General features: G+C 70.1%; 12 protein-coding genes and 1 riboswitch. Of the genes, 11 read left to right on the top strand and 1 reads right to left on the bottom strand.

Annotated elements, in window-relative coordinates; all coding sequences use genetic code 11:
• Nucleotides 1–4 precede the first annotated feature (4 nt).
• The 6 genes from hpnH (at nucleotide 5) to ACFUO4_RS06195 (ending at nucleotide 6,388) form a co-directional block, all read left to right on the top strand.
• The gene (hpnH, locus tag ACFUO4_RS06220) at nucleotides 5–1,027 is read left to right on the top strand and encodes an adenosyl-hopene transferase HpnH (RefSeq protein ID WP_059194988.1); all 1,023 of its coding nucleotides are present in this window, start codon (nucleotides 5–7) and stop codon (nucleotides 1,025–1,027) included.
• Nucleotides 1,028–1,031: 4 nt separating this feature from the next.
• Nucleotides 1,032–2,189, top strand: a complete 1,158-nt coding sequence (ispG, locus tag ACFUO4_RS06215) for a flavodoxin-dependent (E)-4-hydroxy-3-methylbut-2-enyl-diphosphate synthase (protein ID WP_383480371.1) — start codon at nucleotides 1,032–1,034, stop codon at nucleotides 2,187–2,189.
• Nucleotides 2,190–2,216: 27 nt separating this feature from the next.
• Nucleotides 2,217–4,178 carry a 1-deoxy-D-xylulose-5-phosphate synthase gene (gene dxs / locus ACFUO4_RS06210; RefSeq protein WP_383480369.1) on the top strand — a complete coding sequence of 654 codons (1,962 nt, stop codon included), beginning with the start codon at nucleotides 2,217–2,219 and terminating at the stop codon, nucleotides 4,176–4,178.
• Nucleotides 4,175–5,560, top strand: coding sequence for an aspartate aminotransferase family protein (locus ACFUO4_RS06205; protein WP_383480367.1), 1,386 nt, complete (start codon nucleotides 4,175–4,177; stop codon nucleotides 5,558–5,560). The genes dxs and ACFUO4_RS06205 overlap by 4 nt, the downstream gene beginning before the upstream one ends.
• Before the next feature lie 76 nt (nucleotides 5,561–5,636).
• Nucleotides 5,637–6,269, top strand: coding sequence for a helix-turn-helix domain-containing protein (locus ACFUO4_RS06200; RefSeq protein ID WP_079308395.1), 633 nt, complete (start codon nucleotides 5,637–5,639; stop codon nucleotides 6,267–6,269).
• Nucleotides 6,266–6,388 (top strand): DUF6126 family protein, encoded by a 123-nt coding sequence (locus tag ACFUO4_RS06195; protein ID WP_079308396.1) that lies wholly within the window; start codon nucleotides 6,266–6,268, stop codon nucleotides 6,386–6,388. Before ACFUO4_RS06200 ends, ACFUO4_RS06195 begins: the two co-directional genes overlap by 4 nt.
• A 17-nt stretch (nucleotides 6,389–6,405) precedes the next feature.
• Here ACFUO4_RS06195 and ACFUO4_RS06190 read toward each other — a convergent pair whose 3' ends face one another.
• Entirely contained in the window at nucleotides 6,406–7,203 is a 798-nt protein-coding gene (locus tag ACFUO4_RS06190; RefSeq protein WP_383480364.1) for a tyrosine-protein phosphatase, read from the bottom strand.
• A 180-nt stretch (nucleotides 7,204–7,383) separates the two neighbouring features.
• Here ACFUO4_RS06190 and ACFUO4_RS06185 point away from each other — a divergent pair, with 180 nt between their 5' ends.
• The 5 genes from ACFUO4_RS06185 (at nucleotide 7,384) to ACFUO4_RS06165 (ending at nucleotide 15,548) form a co-directional block, all read left to right on the top strand.
• Nucleotides 7,384–9,465 (top strand): alpha-galactosidase, encoded by a 2,082-nt coding sequence (locus ACFUO4_RS06185; RefSeq protein ID WP_383480362.1) that lies wholly within the window; start codon nucleotides 7,384–7,386, stop codon nucleotides 9,463–9,465.
• Between the two features lie 306 nt (nucleotides 9,466–9,771).
• Nucleotides 9,772–9,940: riboswitch (cyclic di-AMP (ydaO/yuaA leader) on the top strand.
• Nucleotides 9,941–9,944: 4 nt separating this feature from the next.
• Nucleotides 9,945–10,865 (top strand): peptidoglycan DD-metalloendopeptidase family protein, encoded by a 921-nt coding sequence (locus tag ACFUO4_RS06180; RefSeq protein ID WP_383480360.1) that lies wholly within the window; start codon nucleotides 9,945–9,947, stop codon nucleotides 10,863–10,865.
• Nucleotides 10,866–11,078: 213 nt separating this feature from the next.
• A complete protein-coding gene (locus ACFUO4_RS06175) occupies nucleotides 11,079–13,802 on the top strand; it encodes a Tat pathway signal sequence domain protein (RefSeq protein WP_383480358.1) in 2,724 nt (907 codons plus the stop codon).
• The gene (locus ACFUO4_RS06170) at nucleotides 13,799–14,848 is read left to right on the top strand and encodes a GDSL-type esterase/lipase family protein (RefSeq protein WP_383480356.1); all 1,050 of its coding nucleotides are present in this window, start codon (nucleotides 13,799–13,801) and stop codon (nucleotides 14,846–14,848) included. The genes ACFUO4_RS06175 and ACFUO4_RS06170 overlap by 4 nt, the downstream gene beginning before the upstream one ends.
• Nucleotides 14,832–15,548: a DUF6250 domain-containing protein gene (locus tag ACFUO4_RS06165; protein ID WP_383480354.1), complete on the top strand. Its 717-nt coding sequence runs from the start codon at nucleotides 14,832–14,834 to the stop codon at nucleotides 15,546–15,548. Before ACFUO4_RS06170 ends, ACFUO4_RS06165 begins: the two co-directional genes overlap by 17 nt.
• The last annotated feature ends 95 nt before the right edge of the window (nucleotides 15,549–15,643 follow it).

Here is a 15,643-nt window from a genome sequence, read left to right as displayed (position 1 = left end):
CCAGATGGCCATGCCGCTGCGTCAGTCCATCAAGGTCGCTACATACTTGGCCGAACAGAAGCTCCGCAAGCGGGACAAGTTCCCGCTGATCGTGGAGCTGGAACCCCTCTTCGCGTGCAACCTGAAGTGCGAGGGCTGCGGCAAGATCCAGCATCCGGCGGGGGTGCTCAAGCAGCGCATGCCGGTGGCGCAGGCCGTCGGGGCGGTCCTGGAGTCCGGTGCGCCGATGGTGTCCATCGCCGGCGGTGAGCCGCTGATGCACCCTCAGATCGACGAGATCGTGCGGCAGTTGGTGGCGAAGAAGAAGTACGTCTTCCTCTGCACCAACGCCATGCTGCTGCGCAAGAAGATGGACAAGTTCACGCCCTCGCCCTACTTCGCCTTCGCCGTGCACATCGACGGGCTGCGTGAGCGGCACGACGAGTCGGTGGCCAAGGAAGGTGTCTTCGACGAGGCGGTGGAGGCGATCAAGGAGGCCAAGAAGCGCGGCTTCCGGGTCACCACCAACTCGACCTTCTTCAACACCGACACCCCGCAGACCATCATCGAGGTGCTCAACTTCCTCAACGACGACCTCAAGGTCGACGAGATGATGATCTCGCCCGCCTACGCCTACGAGAAGGCCCCCGACCAGGAGCACTTCCTGGGCGTGGAGCAGACCCGTGAGCTGTTCAAGAAGGCCTTCGCGGGCGGCAACCGGCGCAAGTGGCGGCTCAACCACTCCCCGCTCTTCCTGGACTTCCTGGAGGGCAAGGTCGACTTCCCGTGCACCGCGTGGGCGATCCCGAACTACTCCCTGTTCGGCTGGCAGCGCCCCTGCTACCTGATGAGCGACGGCTACGTCCCGACGTACCGCGAACTCATCGAGGAGACCGACTGGGACAAGTACGGCCGCGGCAAGGACCCGCGCTGCGCCAACTGCATGGCGCACTGCGGCTACGAGCCCACCGCCGTCCTCGCCACCATGGGCTCGCTCAAGGAGTCGCTGCGCGCGATGCGCGAGACGGTCTCCGGGAACCGGGAGTGAGGTCATGACCGCCGTCTCCCTCGGTGTCCCCGAGATGCCGGTCCGGCCGATCGCCGAGCGACGGGTGTCGCGGCAGATCCAGGTCGGGCCGGTGGCGGTCGGGGGCGGGGCGCCGGTGTCGGTGCAGTCGATGACGACGACCCGTACGTCCGACATCGGCGCCACCCTCCAGCAGATCGCCGAACTCACCGCGTCCGGCTGCCAGATCGTCCGCGTCGCCTGCCCCACGCAGGACGACGCGGACGCGCTGGCCACCATCGCCCGCAAGTCCCAGATCCCGGTGATCGCGGACATCCACTTCCAGCCCAAGTACGTGTTCGCGGCGATCGAGGCCGGCTGTGCGGCCGTCCGCGTCAATCCCGGGAACATCAAGCAGTTCGACGACAAGGTGAAGGAGATCGCGCGGGCCGCCCGCGATCACGGCACGCCGATCCGGATCGGGGTCAACGCCGGGTCGCTGGACCGGCGGCTGCTCCAGAAGCACGGCAGGGCGACACCGGAGGCGCTCGTGGAATCGGCGCTGTGGGAGGCGTCGCTCTTCGAGGAGCACGGGTTCCGGGACATCAAGATCTCCGTCAAGCACAACGACCCCGTGGTGATGGTGCGGGCGTACCAACTGCTCGCCGAGCAGTGCGACTACCCCTTGCACCTCGGGGTCACGGAGGCCGGTCCCGCCTTCCAGGGGACCATCAAGTCGGCGGTCGCCTTCGGGGCGCTCCTCAGCAGGGGGATCGGCGACACCATCCGGGTGTCGCTGTCCGCGCCGCCCGCCGAGGAGGTCAAGGTCGGCATCCAGATCCTGGAGTCCCTGGGTCTGAGGCAACGGCGGCTGGAGATCGTGTCGTGCCCGTCCTGCGGGCGCGCCCAGGTCGACGTCTACAAGCTGGCCGACGAGGTCACGGCGGGCCTGGAGGGCATGGAGGTGCCCTTGCGGGTAGCCGTGATGGGTTGTGTGGTCAACGGTCCCGGAGAGGCGCGGGAGGCCGACCTCGGGGTCGCCTCCGGCAACGGCAAGGGGCAGATCTTCGTGAAGGGCGAGGTCGTCAAGACCGTCCCCGAGTCGAAGATCGTGGAGACCCTCATCGAAGAAGCGATGAAGATCGCCGAACAGATGGAGCAGGACGGCGTCGCGTCGGGGGAGCCGGCCGTCACCGTGAGCTGAACAGCACGGACCGAAGGGGGCCCGAGCGTGACGATTCTGGAGAACATCCGGGGACCACGCGACCTGAAGGCGCTGTCCGAGACGGAACTCGGTGAACTGTCCGAAGAGATCAGAGAGTTCCTGGTGCACTCGGTCGCCAGGACCGGCGGACACCTCGGGCCCAACCTGGGGGTGGTGGAACTCTCCATCGCGCTCCACCGGGTCTTCGAGTCGCCGGTCGACCGCATCGTGTGGGACACCGGCCATCAGAGCTACGTCCACAAGATCCTGACAGGGCGTCAGGACTTCTCCAAGCTGCGCGGCAAGGGCGGTCTGTCCGGCTATCCCTCGCGCGAGGAGTCCGAGCACGACATCGTCGAGAACAGCCACGCCTCCACCGCGCTCGGCTGGGCCGACGGACTCGCCAAGGCCCGTCAGGTGCAGGGCGAGAAGGGGCATGTGGTCGCGGTCATCGGCGACGGCGCGCTCACCGGCGGCATGGCCTGGGAAGCGCTGAACAACATCGCGGCCGCCAAGGACCGGCCGCTGATCATCGTCGTCAACGACAACGAGCGGTCCTACGCACCCACCATCGGCGGCCTCGCCAACCACCTGGCCACCCTGCGCACGACCGACAGCTACGAGAAGGTGCTGGCCTGGGGCAAGGACGTGCTCCAGCGCACCCCCGTCATCGGCATGACGGTCTACGAGGCGCTGCACGGGGCGAAGAAGGGCTTCAAGGACGCCTTCGCGCCGCAGGGGCTCTTCGAGGACCTGGGGCTCAAGTACGTCGGCCCCATCGACGGACACGACATCGGCGCCGTCGAGTCGGCGCTGCGGCGCGCGAAACGCTTCCACGGGCCCGTCCTCATCCACTGCCTCACCGAGAAGGGGCGCGGCTACGAACCCGCCCTCGCCCACGAGGAGGACCACTTCCACACCGTCGGCGTGATGGACCCGCTCACCTGCGAGCCCCTCTCGCCGTCCAACGGGCCTTCCTGGACCTCGGTGTTCGGCGACGAGATCGTCAGGATCGGTCAGGAGCGCGAGGACGTCGTGGCGATCACGGCGGCCATGCTGCACCCGGTGGGCCTCGGCAAGTTCGCCGAACGCTTCCCGGACCGGGTGTGGGACGTCGGCATCGCCGAGCAGCACGCGGCCGTCTCGGCGGCCGGGCTCGCGACCGGTGGCCTGCATCCCGTCGTCGCCGTGTACGCCACCTTCCTGAACCGCGCTTTCGACCAGTTGCTGATGGACGTCGCCCTGCACCGCTGCGGAGTCACCTTCGTCCTGGACCGGGCCGGGATCACGGGCGTCGACGGTGCCTCCCACAACGGCATGTGGGACATGTCGATCCTCCAGGTCGTCCCCGGCCTCAGGATCGCCGCGCCCCGCGACGCCGACCAGTTGCGGGCGCAGCTCCGGGAGGCCGTCGCGGTGGACGACGCGCCGACGCTGGTGCGGTTCCCGAAGGAGTCGGTCGGACCGTCGATCCCGGCGGTGGACCGGGTGGGCGGCCTGGACGTGCTGCACCGCGGCGCCAAGACGCCCGAAGTGCTGCTCGTCGCCGTCGGCGTCATGGCGCCCGTCTGCCTCCAGGCCGCCGAGCTGCTCGAAGCCCGGGGCATCGACTGCACGGTCGTGGACCCCCGTTGGGTCAAGCCGGTCGACCCGGCGCTGCCCGGCCTGGCCGCCGGGCACCGGCTGGTCGCGGTCGTCGAGGACAACAGCCGGGCGGCGGGGGTCGGCGCCGCGGTCGCGCTGGCCCTGGGAGACGCCGAAGTCGACGTACCCGTACGGCGGTTCGGCATCCCGGAGCAGTTCCTCGCGCATGCCAAGCGCGGCGAGGTGCTCGCCGACATCGGACTCACGCCGGTCGAGATCGCCGGGCAGATCAGCGCGAGCCTCGCCGTCAAGGAGGCCGAGGAGACGCTGGCCGTCAAGGAGGCCGAGGAGACGCCGGCCGTCGAGGAGCAAGCCGACGGCCCCATGAAGGAGAAGGCTGAATGACCACCGAGTTCGACCTCGGCAGACTCCTCGCCGAACGCGGAGCCGAGCGCTACGAGCTGCACACCAAGTACCTCAACCACCAGCTCCCGCGCATGCTGCACACCATCGGCTTCGACAAGGTCTACGAGCGGGCCGAGGGCGCCTACTTCTGGGACGCCGACGGCAACGACTACCTGGACATGCTCGCCGGGTTCGGGGTGATGGGCCTGGGGCGCCATCACCCCGTCGTCCGCAAGGCGCTGCACGACGTCCTCGACGCCGGCCTCGCCGACCTCACCCGCTTCGACTGCCAGCCGCTGCCCGGGCTGCTGGCGGAGAAGCTGCTCGCACACAGCCCGCATCTGGACCGGGTCTTCTTCGGCAACAGCGGCACCGAAGCGGTCGAGACGGCACTGAAGTTCGCCCGCCGCGCCACCGGCAAGCCCCGCGTCCTGTACTGCGACCACGCCTTCCACGGCCTGACCACCGGCTCGCTGTCGGTCAACGGCGAGGACGGCTTCCGGGACGGCTTCGCCCCGCTGCTGCCCGACACCGCCGTACCCCTCGGTGATCTCGACTCCCTGGCAAGGGAGTTGAAGAAGGGCGACGTCGCCGCCCTGATCGTCGAGCCGATCCAGGGCAAGGGCGTCCACGAGGCGCCGCCCGGCTATCTGCGCGCCGCGCAGGAGCTGCTGCACAAGCACAAGGCGCTGCTCATCGCGGACGAGGTGCAGACCGGGCTCGGGCGCACCGGCGACTTCTACGCCTACCAGCACGAGGACGGCGTCGAACCCGACCTGGTGTGCGTGGCGAAGGCGCTGTCCGGCGGGTATGTGCCCGTGGGCGCCACGCTCGGCAAGGACTGGATCTTCAAGAAGGTCTACTCGTCGATCGACCGCGTCCTGATCCACTCGGCGAGCTTCGGGTCCAACGCGCAGGCCATGGCGGCCGGCCTCGCGGTGCTGTCCGTCATGGAGAACGAGCAGATCGTCGCCAACGCCCGGGCGACGGGCGAACTGCTGAAGTCCCGGCTCGGGGCGCTCGTCGACAAGTACGAGCTGCTCGCCGACGTGCGCGGCCGGGGCCTGATGGTCGGCATCGAGTTCGGGCGGCCCAAGTCGCTGGCGCTGCGCAGCCGTTGGGCGATGCTCCAGGCCGCGCGCAAGGGGCTGTTCGCCCAGATGGTCGTCGTACCGCTGCTCCAGCGGCACCGGATCCTGACGCAGGTGTCCGGCGATCACCTGGAGGTGATCAAGCTGATTCCGCCGCTGACGGTGGGGGAACGGGAGGTGGACCGCTTCGTCGACGCCTTCACGGAGATCATGGACGACGCGCACGGCGGGGGCGGGCTGATGTGGGACTTCGGCAAGACGCTCGTGAAGCAGGCGGTGGCCAACAGGTAGCCGTCCGCCCAGGAGGCTTTTTGCCTCTGAGGCAAGAAATTTGCCGCAGAGGCAAGCCTCCGGCTGAATGGAGAGCATGAGCTCTCCGGAATCCGAGCCGGGCCCGGCCGACTCCCCGCCCGCCGACGCCCTGCCCGCCGTCGCGCCGCAGCTGCGGGCCCTGCGCCGTCGCGCCTCCCTGACGCTGGAGGCCGCCGCCCGCAGCGCCGGCCTCTCGCCCGCGCACCTCTCCCGGCTGGAGACCGGGCAGCGCCAGCCCTCGCTGCCGATGCTGCTCGCGCTCGCCCGTGTCTACGGTACGACGGTCTCCGAACTGCTCGGCGAGACGGTCACCGAACGGGACGCCGTGGTGCGCGCCGCCGAGATGGAACCGACCGCCGCCGGAGGCTGGACCTACTGGCAGGCCGGGGCGGCCGGACGCGGCATGCAGGCCCTGCGGGTGCAGGTGCCGTACGGCTCACAGGGCGACATCGTGCGCGTCCACCCCGGCGAGGAGTGGCTGTATGTGCTGCGCGGCCGGCTCCGACTGCGCCTCGGGGACACCACGCACCGGCTCGGCCCCGGCGACAGCGCGCACTTCGACTCGCTCACCCCGCACCGCATCGCGGCCCAGGACCCCGACGGGACCGAGCTGCTCTTCGTCCACACCCTGCTGCAGAGCCCCACGGCCACCCTGTGCCTGGGCCCGACCCCTGGAGAGACGCCATGACCGACATGGAGGAGAAGTTCCCGCGAGCCCTGTGGGTGCGGCTGATCATCTACATCGCGGTCGGCCATGTGTTCGCGGCCTTCATCTACCTGCTCTTCGAGGTGGGCGCCGGGCAGTAAGGCGGTGCAGTGAACCGTCAGTCGAGCAGGCGCTCGCGCAGCCGCTCCCGGATCTCCGGCGTGATGCCGAGCCCCTGCTCCAGATAGGCGTCGACGCCGCCCCAGGTCTCCTCGATGGTCTCGAAGGCGGCCTCCAGATACTCCGCGCGCGCGTCGAAGAGCGGCGCGAGCAGCTCCATGACCTCGGGGGAGTAGGCGGCGGCCGAGCTGCTGCTGCGCTTCACCTTGTAGCGGCGGTGCTTGGCGTTGGACTCCAGGTAGTCGGCGACGATCGCCTCCCGCTCCACCCCGAGCGCCAGCAGCGTCACCGCTATCGACAGACCCGCGCGGTCCTTGCCCGCCGCGCAGTGCATCAGCGCGGGGACGCTGTCCTCGGCGAGGGAGTGCAGCACGCGCGCGTGCTCGGCGGTGCGCTCCTTCACGATCTTCCGGTACGAGGCGATCATCCGGTTCGCCGCCTTGTTGTCGCCGAGGATCTCGCGCAGCTGCTCGATCTCGCCGTCCCGGACCATCTTCCAGAACTCCGCGCCGTCCGCCGGGTCGCTCAGCGGCAGGTTCACATTGCGCACCCCCGGCAGCTCGACGTCCGGGCCCTCCAGCTTCTGGTCCGAGGCGTTGCGGAAGTCGAAGATCGTGTGCAGCCCCAGGGAGTCCAGGAACGCGGCGTCCTCGTCGGTGGCGTGCGCGAGATGGCCGCTGCGGAACAGCACTCCGTACCGCACCCGCCGGCCGTCCTCGGTCGGCAGACCGCCCACATCACGGAAGTTGCGCACTCCGGCCAGCTCGGGCTCGGTCGACGGGATCTGCTGCGTCACGGGGGCTCCTCCCAGCCGGCCCCGTCGCCGCGGCTCGTCGACGGGCACGCTCCTGACGATACGACATAGGTTCCTGGGGCAATGAGTTGTCCACAGGCGTTTGCATCCGGGCACCTCAGGCCTCGATGATGTTGACACTTGAGTGCCACTGTTCGCCCCTGTTCGTATCTGTGAGGTTCCATGCTGGAGATCGCCCCCAACGGCCGCACCTGGCTCCTGACCGGGCCCGCCAGCAGCTACGCCGTCCACCTCACCGAGGGCGACGAGCTGCTGCATCTGCACTGGGGCCCCACCATCGCCCTTGCGGACGCCGAGGCGCTCGCGGTCCGTCCGCTGCCCGACTACTGGCCCTTCGAGTCCCCGCTCGACGGGCGCGAGGAGTACCCGGTCGAGGGCGGCCCTCGCTTCGTCCGCCCCGCCCTGTCGGTGCGCACCGGCGAGCGCCGCGGCACCGAGTGGAGCTTCGAGACGTACGAGACCGACACGGCCACGGACGAGCTGCGGCTGCGGTTCCGGGACGGCGGCCTCGTCGTCACGCTGCACTACCGGATGCGCGGCGACGTGGTGGAGCGCTGGACCACCCTGGAGAACCAGGGCGACGACGCCCTGGAGCTGCTGCGGGCCGACTCCGCCACCTGGACGCTGCCCGACCGCGAGGACTGGCGGCTCTCCCAGCTGCACGGCCGCTGGGCCGCCGAGTCCCGGCTCGTGCGCGCCCCCCTCACCTACGGTGAGAAGGTCATCGGCAGCCGCCGCGGCCACACCGGCCACCAGCACCTGCCCTGGGTCGCCCTGGACACCGACGCCGGCGAGGAGCGCGGCGAGGTCTACGCCTGCGCGCTCGGCTGGTCGGGCTCCTGGCGGATCGCGGTGGCCCAGCTCCCCGACGCGCGCGTGCAGATCACCGGCGGTGCCGGGTACGACGAGTCGGGGCTGCTGAGCCTGGCGGCGGGGGAGGCGTTCACCACCCCCGTCTTCGCCGGGCTGTGGAGCGACGGCGGTTTCGGCGGCGCCAGCCGCGCGTGGCACGCCTACCAGCGGACGTACGTCATCCCGGACGCCGAGCAGGACCGGCCGGTGCTGTTCAACTCCTGGGAGGCCACCCAGTTCGACATCTCCGAGGAGCAGCAGGGGAACCTCGCGCGGCGAGCCGCGGCCATCGGGGTCGAGCTCTTCGTCGTCGACGACGGCTGGTTCGGCGCTCGCACCAGCGACCGCGCCGGACTCGGCGACTGGACGGTCAACCGGGACCGCTTCCCGGGCGGCCTGAAGCCCCTCGCCGACTATGTGCACGCGCTCGGCATGCAGTTCGGCATCTGGGTCGAGCCCGAGATGGTCAACCCCGACAGCGACCTGTACCGGGCACACCCCGACTGGGTGCAGTTCCAGCCGGGACGAAAGCGGACGGAACTGCGCAATCAGCTCGTGCTCAACCTCGCGCGCGAGGACGTCAAGGAGTACCTCTGGGGGCAGCTCGACGCCCTGCTGTCCAGCGCCCCGATCGACTACGTGAAGTGGGACTTCAACCGCTGCTTCACCGACGCGGGCTGGCCCGGCGAGGCCTATCCGCAGCGGCTCTGGGTCGACCATGTGCAGGCCTTCTACGCCCTGTTGGACCGGCTGCGGGCCGCCCACCCCGGCGTCGCCTTCGAGTCCTGCTCGGGCGGCGGCGGCCGGATCGACCTCGGCGTGCTGAGCCGCACGGACCAGGTGTGGACCTCCGACAACACCGACCCGCTCGACCGGCTCGCCATCCAGCACGGCTTCAGCCAGATCCACCCCGCGCGCGTGATGGCCGCCTGGGTCACCGACAGCCCCAACACCCAGCTCAACGGGCGGGTCAGTTCGCTGCGCTTCCGCTTCGTCAGCGCCATGGCCGGAGTGCTCGGGGTGGGCGGGGACCTCACGGAGTGGACCGAGGAGGAGCTCGCCGAGGCCCGCGAGTGGGTGGAGCTCTACAAGGGCATCCGGCCGCTCGTGCAGCGTGGCGACCAGTACCGGCTGCGGGCGCCGCAGGGCGACGGACTGAGCGCCGTGCAGTACGTCCTCGGGGACGAGACCGTCGTCCTGGCCTGGCTCCAGTCGCAGCGGTACGGCGAACCCGTTCCGGCGCTCCGTCTGCGCGGCCTCGACCCCACGGCCTCGTATGAATGCCGCGAAACGGGCGAAATCCACAGAGGAGCCGTATTGCAGCATCACGGGCTGCGGGTGGGATTGCGGGGCGATCTGGATGCGGCAGTTCTGCGACTGCGTCGCATCTGAACTTTCTGTCCGAATTGACGGCTTGCGTAGCCTTCATTCCAACTCGCTCTGGAATCGGGGAAGCTGTGAAAACGGCACGTGAGCAGCGTCATATCGGTGACCCTGAGTCGTCCGTCATGTTCACGTAATTCGCCGTCAAAAACTGGGTGATTGCGTTCCGGGAAGGCCGCCACAACACGGAGGGTGACCGTGAATTTCGCGGCGGATCAAGAGGAACGCAATCACCCTGGAACCTCTTACTTGTCCCTTTGCGTCTTCCTCGCTTACGTTCGCCACCAATCCGGACGGACGCCCAATCCTGCCGCCGACCGGAATCCGCACAACTCACCCGTGAACGGCAGGAGCGGGGGACCCACAGGTACAACCGCCTGGACCGGTCTTCCGGAACAGGCTTGGGGTTAAGTCGCACCTCGGTGCGTCCGGACATCTCCAGTCCGCACCCGACAGCTCACCTCGCAGGCGCCGGAGAGGAATTCCCCATGCCCGCGAAGGGTAAGCACCGCCGCCCCAAGTCCCAGCGGCTCACCCGCTCGATCGCCGTCGCCGGAACCGGTGGCGCCGCACTCGCCCTGCCTCTGATGGGGGCCGCCGGCGCCCACGCGGCCACCGGCCAGTCCGTTTCTGAAAAGGCGGTCCAGTCCGTTCCGGTCGCCGCGAAGACGGCCACCGAGAAGGCCACGCAGAAGAAGGGCGCCGCGAACACCGCGACCGTGCGCACCTATTCGGTGAGGGCCGGCGACTACCTCTCGAAGATCGCCGACGAACAGCACGTCACCGGCGGCTGGAAGAAGCTGTACTCGGACAACCGTGAGGCCGTCGGTTCCGACCCCTCGCTCATCCATCCCGGCCTGAAGCTCACGCTGGGCAAGAAGGCGGCGGCGAGGACCGAGAAGCCGGCGAGCGCGGACAGGTCGACGAGCTCCGAGAAGTCCTCGTCCTCCTCGGACACGACGACCGCCACCCGGAGCAGCGAGTCGGCCGGCAGTTCCAGTGGCTTCACCCTGCCCGTCTCCGGCGCCACCGTCGGCACGGGCTACCACGTGGCCGGCAGCATGTGGTCCAGCGGCTATCACACGGGCGTCGACTTCGTCGTCCCGACCGGTACCCCGCTCAAGGCCGTGGGTGCGGGCACCGTCGTCTCCGCCGGCTGGGGCGGCGCGTACGGCAACCAGGTCGTCATCAAGCTGGCCGACGGCTACTACGCGCAGTACGCCCACCTGTCCTCGCTGTCGGTCTCGTCCGGCCAGACTGTCACCGAGGGCCAGCAGGTCGGCCTCTCCGGTGCCACCGGCAACGTGACCGGTCCGCACCTCCACTTCGAGATCCGGACGACGCCGGACTACGGCTCGGACGTGGACCCGGTCGCGTACCTCCGCTCGAAGGGCGTCGCCGTCGGCTGACGCTCCCCCCGATGCCACCGAAGGCCGGATCCCGATCCCCGGGTCCGGCCTTCGGTGTGGGGTCTTGCCGTTTCATGATCGGTTCATTGCGGTCTTGTGGCGCGGCTGCCCGAACCGTCGACAGGGAGGGGAGGCTGGGACCACAGTGAACTCCGAAGCGATGCAAGCGCTTTCTGCCCGTCATGGCATCCGCACCCGCATCCGGAGGTCCCCGTGCCCGGCGTCGACCGACGCACCGTCATCAAGGGCGCCGCAGCCGCGGCCGCCGTGGCCCAGTTCTCCTGGGCGCTGTCCCGCACCGCCGCCGCGGCGGACCCCGACGACACCGAACTGCACTGGCTGGAGGGCTCGGCGCCCGACGTCCACGCAGGCACCACCTGGGGCGTGCCATGGGCGCGCGGGGCGCACCGGCCGGGGCAGACCTTCCGGCTGACGACCGCCGCGGGCGACGACGTCCCCGTCCAGAGCTGGGTCACCGGCCACTGGCCCGACGGCTCGGTGAAGTGGACGGCGCACGCCCTCGCGCCGGGCGCTGCGAAGGCCTCCGCCTACAAGCTCGCGGCGGGCACCCCGGCCACACCGGAGCAGAAGGTCGCGGTCACCCGGTCCGCGGGCCGCGTCGAGGTGTCGACCGGTGTCATCACGGCCGTCTTCGGAGTCAAGGGCTCCGACACCGTCGTACGGAGTGTGCGGCGCGGGTCGGCCGAGATCGCCCGCGACGGCAGGCTCGTCGCCCTGCGGCAGGAGTCGGTGCGGGACGGCGCGGACGTCTCCCACTTCGCCGGCCGGGTCGAGAAGGTCGAGGTGGAGCAGGACGGTCCGGTCCGGGCCGTCGTCCGCGTCGAGGGCCGGCACCGCGACGGCGGGCGGGCCTGGCTGCCGTACACCCTGCGCTTCTCCTTCTTCGCCGGTGCCGACTCCTTCCGGCTGGTGCACACCTTCGTCTGGGACGGCGAGCAGACGCCGGGCTCGGACCGGGGGGACTTCCTGCGCGGTCTGGGCGTCCGCTTCACCGTGCCGCTGAGCGACCGGCCCTACGACCGCCATGTGCGGTTCGCCGACTCCGGCGGCGGTCTGTTCGGGGAGGCCGTCCAGGGCATCACCGGACTGCGCCGCGACCCCGGGGCCGCGCTGCGCGCCGCGCAGATCGCCGGTGAGCGGCTGCCCGACACCGCGACCTGGGACACCCGGGTCGCCGACCGCCTCGCCTACATCCCGGCCTGGGGCGACTACACCCTGACCCAGCCCAACGCCGACGGCTACACCGTCCGCAAGCGCACCAAGGCGGGCTACGGCTGGATCCACGCCGCGGCCGGCCGCCGTGCCGCAGGCCTCGGTTACGTCGGCGGGGCGAGCGGCGGACTCTCCTTCGGGCTGCGGGACTTCTGGCAGCGCCACCCGGCCCAGCTGGACGTACGCGGAGCGGCGGGAGACGCCGCCGAGGCCACCGTATGGCTGTACTCGCCGGAGGCCCAGCCGCTCGACCTGCGCTTCTACCACGACGGGTTGGGGCAGGACACGTACGAGGAGCAGTCCGACGGCGGTCTGGAGATCACGTACGAGGACTACGAGCCGGGCTTCGGCACCCCGTACGGCATCGCACGCACGAGTGAACTGACCTTCTGGGCCGTCGAGAAGACCCCGCCCGCCGGTGTTCTCGCCGCGCAGGCCGTCGCGGTCGCGACCCCGCCGCTGCTCACCGCGACGCCCGGGCGGCTGCACGCCGCCGGGGTGTTCGGCGACTGGGCGCCCGTCGACCGGTCCACTGCGGCGCGTTCGGCGATCGAGGACCGTCTCGACGACCTGTTCGCCTACTACCGCGACCAGCGTGAACAACACCGCTGGTACGGCTTCCTCGACTACGGCGACGTCCAGCACACCTACGACAACGACCGGCACGTCTGGCGGTACGACGTCGGCGGATACGCCTGGGACAACTCGGAGTTGGGGACCGACCTCTGGCTCTGGTACCACTTCCTGCGCACCGGCTCCGCCGAGGTGTTCCGGTTCGCCGAGGCGATGACCCGGCACACCGGCGAGGTCGACGTCTACCACCTCGGCAAGTGGGCAGGCCTGGGCACCCGGCACGGTGTGCAGCACTGGGCGGACAGCGCCAAGCAGGTCCGCATCTCCACGGCCGCCAACCGCCGCTTCCTGTACTTCCTCACCGGCGACGAACGCACCGGTGACCTGCTGTCCGAACTCGTCGACGTGGAACGGACGTTCCTGGCGGTCGACCCGCAGCGCAAGGTCCGCACCGACGGTTACACGCCCGGTGACCGGCACGCGCTGTCGGTCGGCTTCGGCACCGACTGGGGCGGCATCTCGGCGGCCTGGCTCACCGAGTGGGAGCGACGGGGTCCGAACGCCGAGAAGGCGAAGGCCAAGCTGGTCAACTCGCTGCGGACGATTGCCGCGCAGCCCAACGGCTTCTTCACCGGCACGGGTCTGCTCGACGCGGACACCGGCGAATTCGCGATCACCACGAGCACGGCCGTGAGCGTGTCCCACCTGAGTGCCGTCTTCGGCCTCGTCGAGACCAACAGCGAACTCGTGTCCCTGTTCGGCGACGAGGAGCCCGAGTTCCGCACCGCCTGGCTGAACTACGCGCAGTACTACAACGCCACCGACGCCCAGAAGAAGCAACTCACCGGCTCCACCTGGAAGTCGGCGCTGCCCGCCGCGCACTCGCGGATCACCGCCTACGCGGCGCGGCACAAGGACGACCCGACGCTCGCCACGCGCGCATGGAAGGAGTTCTTCACCGGCAGCGACACCTACTTCCCGTCCAACGACTGGAACCCGGTGACGATCAAGGCGCCGGCCGTGCTGCGGACGACCGAGGAGATCCCCTGGATCTCCACCAACTCCTCGGCCCAGTGGGCGCTCGCGGCGATCCAGAACCTCGCCCTGATCGGCGATCGGATCCCGTCATGAGACGTTCCGCACTGATCGCTGCGGTGGCCGCGGGCCTGGTCATGGGGGCGGTGCAGCCCGTGAGGGCCGCCGAGGACCTCGTACGGCCGGACGACCGGCGCCTGGCCTACGAGGGCCACTGGGGTCGCACCGCGGAGGCGGCGGTCACCGTCAACTCCGGTTCCCGGCTGGGCTTCCGGTTCACCGGGGACAGCGTCCACGCCCTGTTCGACGTCTCGTCGGTCACCGTGCCCGCGCAGATCTACGTCTCCGTCGACGGTGGCCGGAAACGGCTGTACGCCGTCGACCGTGAGGACCTCGAGATCACCGCCGCCGGGCGCGGCCCGCACCGGGTCGAACTGTCGGTCAAGGACGTGTTCTCCCGTGCCAACCGGTGGACCCCGCCCCTGGAGACCGGCGTCGTGCTGACCGGTGTGCGCGGGCGGCTGCTGCCGCAACGGCCGGTGCACAAGCCGCGGTTCGCCTTCTATGGTGACTCCGTCACGCAGGGCGTCATGGCCCTGTGCGAGGTGAACGCCTCGGACTGCGCCGACGGCACCGCCGCCTACCCCACGCTGGTCGCCGACGCCCTGCACGCCTCCCTGACCCAGGTCGGCTTCGGACGGCAGGGCGTGCTCCGGACGGGCAACGGGGGAGTGCCGACGGCGTCCGACGCGTACGGCTGGAACTACGCGGGATCCAGGGCTTATTCGGACCGGCGCGCCGATGTGATCGTGGTGAACCAGGGCACCAACGACACCGCCTGGGGCTCGGCGGAGTTCCGCGCCGCCTACCGCGCCTACCTGGACACGCTGCGGGCCGCCGCACCGCACGCGCGCATCCTCGCGCTGCGGCCCTTCACCGGGGCACACGCCGACGACATCGCGGCCGTCGTCGCCGAACTCGCGGACCGACGTGTCGAGTTCGTGGACACCAGCGGCTGGCTCGCCCCGGCGGAGGGCGACTTCAACGGGGACGTCCACCCCAGCGCCCAAGGCCATCGCAAGGTGGCCGACCGACTGATCGCCCTTCTGGAAGGAGCCGTCTCCCATGACCACCACGCGTAGAGCTTTCGGAGCCCTCGCCGCAGGCGCCGCCCTCGCTGCCCTCGCCCCCGCCACCGGCGCGAGCGCGACGCCCCGCCACCGCCGTCTCCTCGCCCACGACGACTTCCGCCACGGCCTCGGCCAGTGGGCCGTCGAGCTGGAGAAGGGCGGCACCGTCACCGCTTCCCGCGGCGTCCTGGAGTCCGATGTCCCCGCCGGCGCGACGATCTGGTTCCGCCGGCGCCTCGAAGGTCCGTACGTCATCGAGTACACGGCGACCCCCGTCTCCGCGGGCGGCGTCAACGACCGGGTCTCCGACCTCAACAACTTCTGGAACGCGACCGACGTCCGCTCCCCCGACGACCTCTTCGCCACACAACGCGGCGGCGCCCTGGCCGAGTACGACTACCTGAGGACGTACTACGTCGGCTACGGCGCCAACACCAACACCACCACCCGGCTGCGCCGCTACGTCGGCGAGGCCGGGGTGCGGCCGCTGATCTACGACTACACGGAGCCGCTGCTCGCGGCCAACCGGCCGCACCGGGTCCGGATCGTCTCCGACGGCTCCACCCAGCGGTGGTGGGTCAACGGGCAGCTCGTCTTCGACTACCGCGACCCCGAGCCGTACACCGGTGGCCACTTCGCCTTCCGCACCACATGGAGCCACTTCCGCTTCAGCGACTTCCGGGTGTGGCGGTCGAGCCCACAACATCCCTGATCGGAGAGGTATTCCGGGCTTGGCCAACACTTTAGGAGTGGCTTATATCACCGCGCGTCAACCCTTCCTTACGGTCGCGTAGGTCACATTCGAAG

Origin of the sequence: Streptomyces sp. NPDC057280, from assembly GCF_042668605.1 — a bacterium.
Taxonomy (GTDB): Bacteria; Actinomycetota; Actinomycetes; order Streptomycetales; family Streptomycetaceae; genus Streptomyces.
This window is presented reverse-complemented; position numbering and strand designations above follow the sequence as displayed.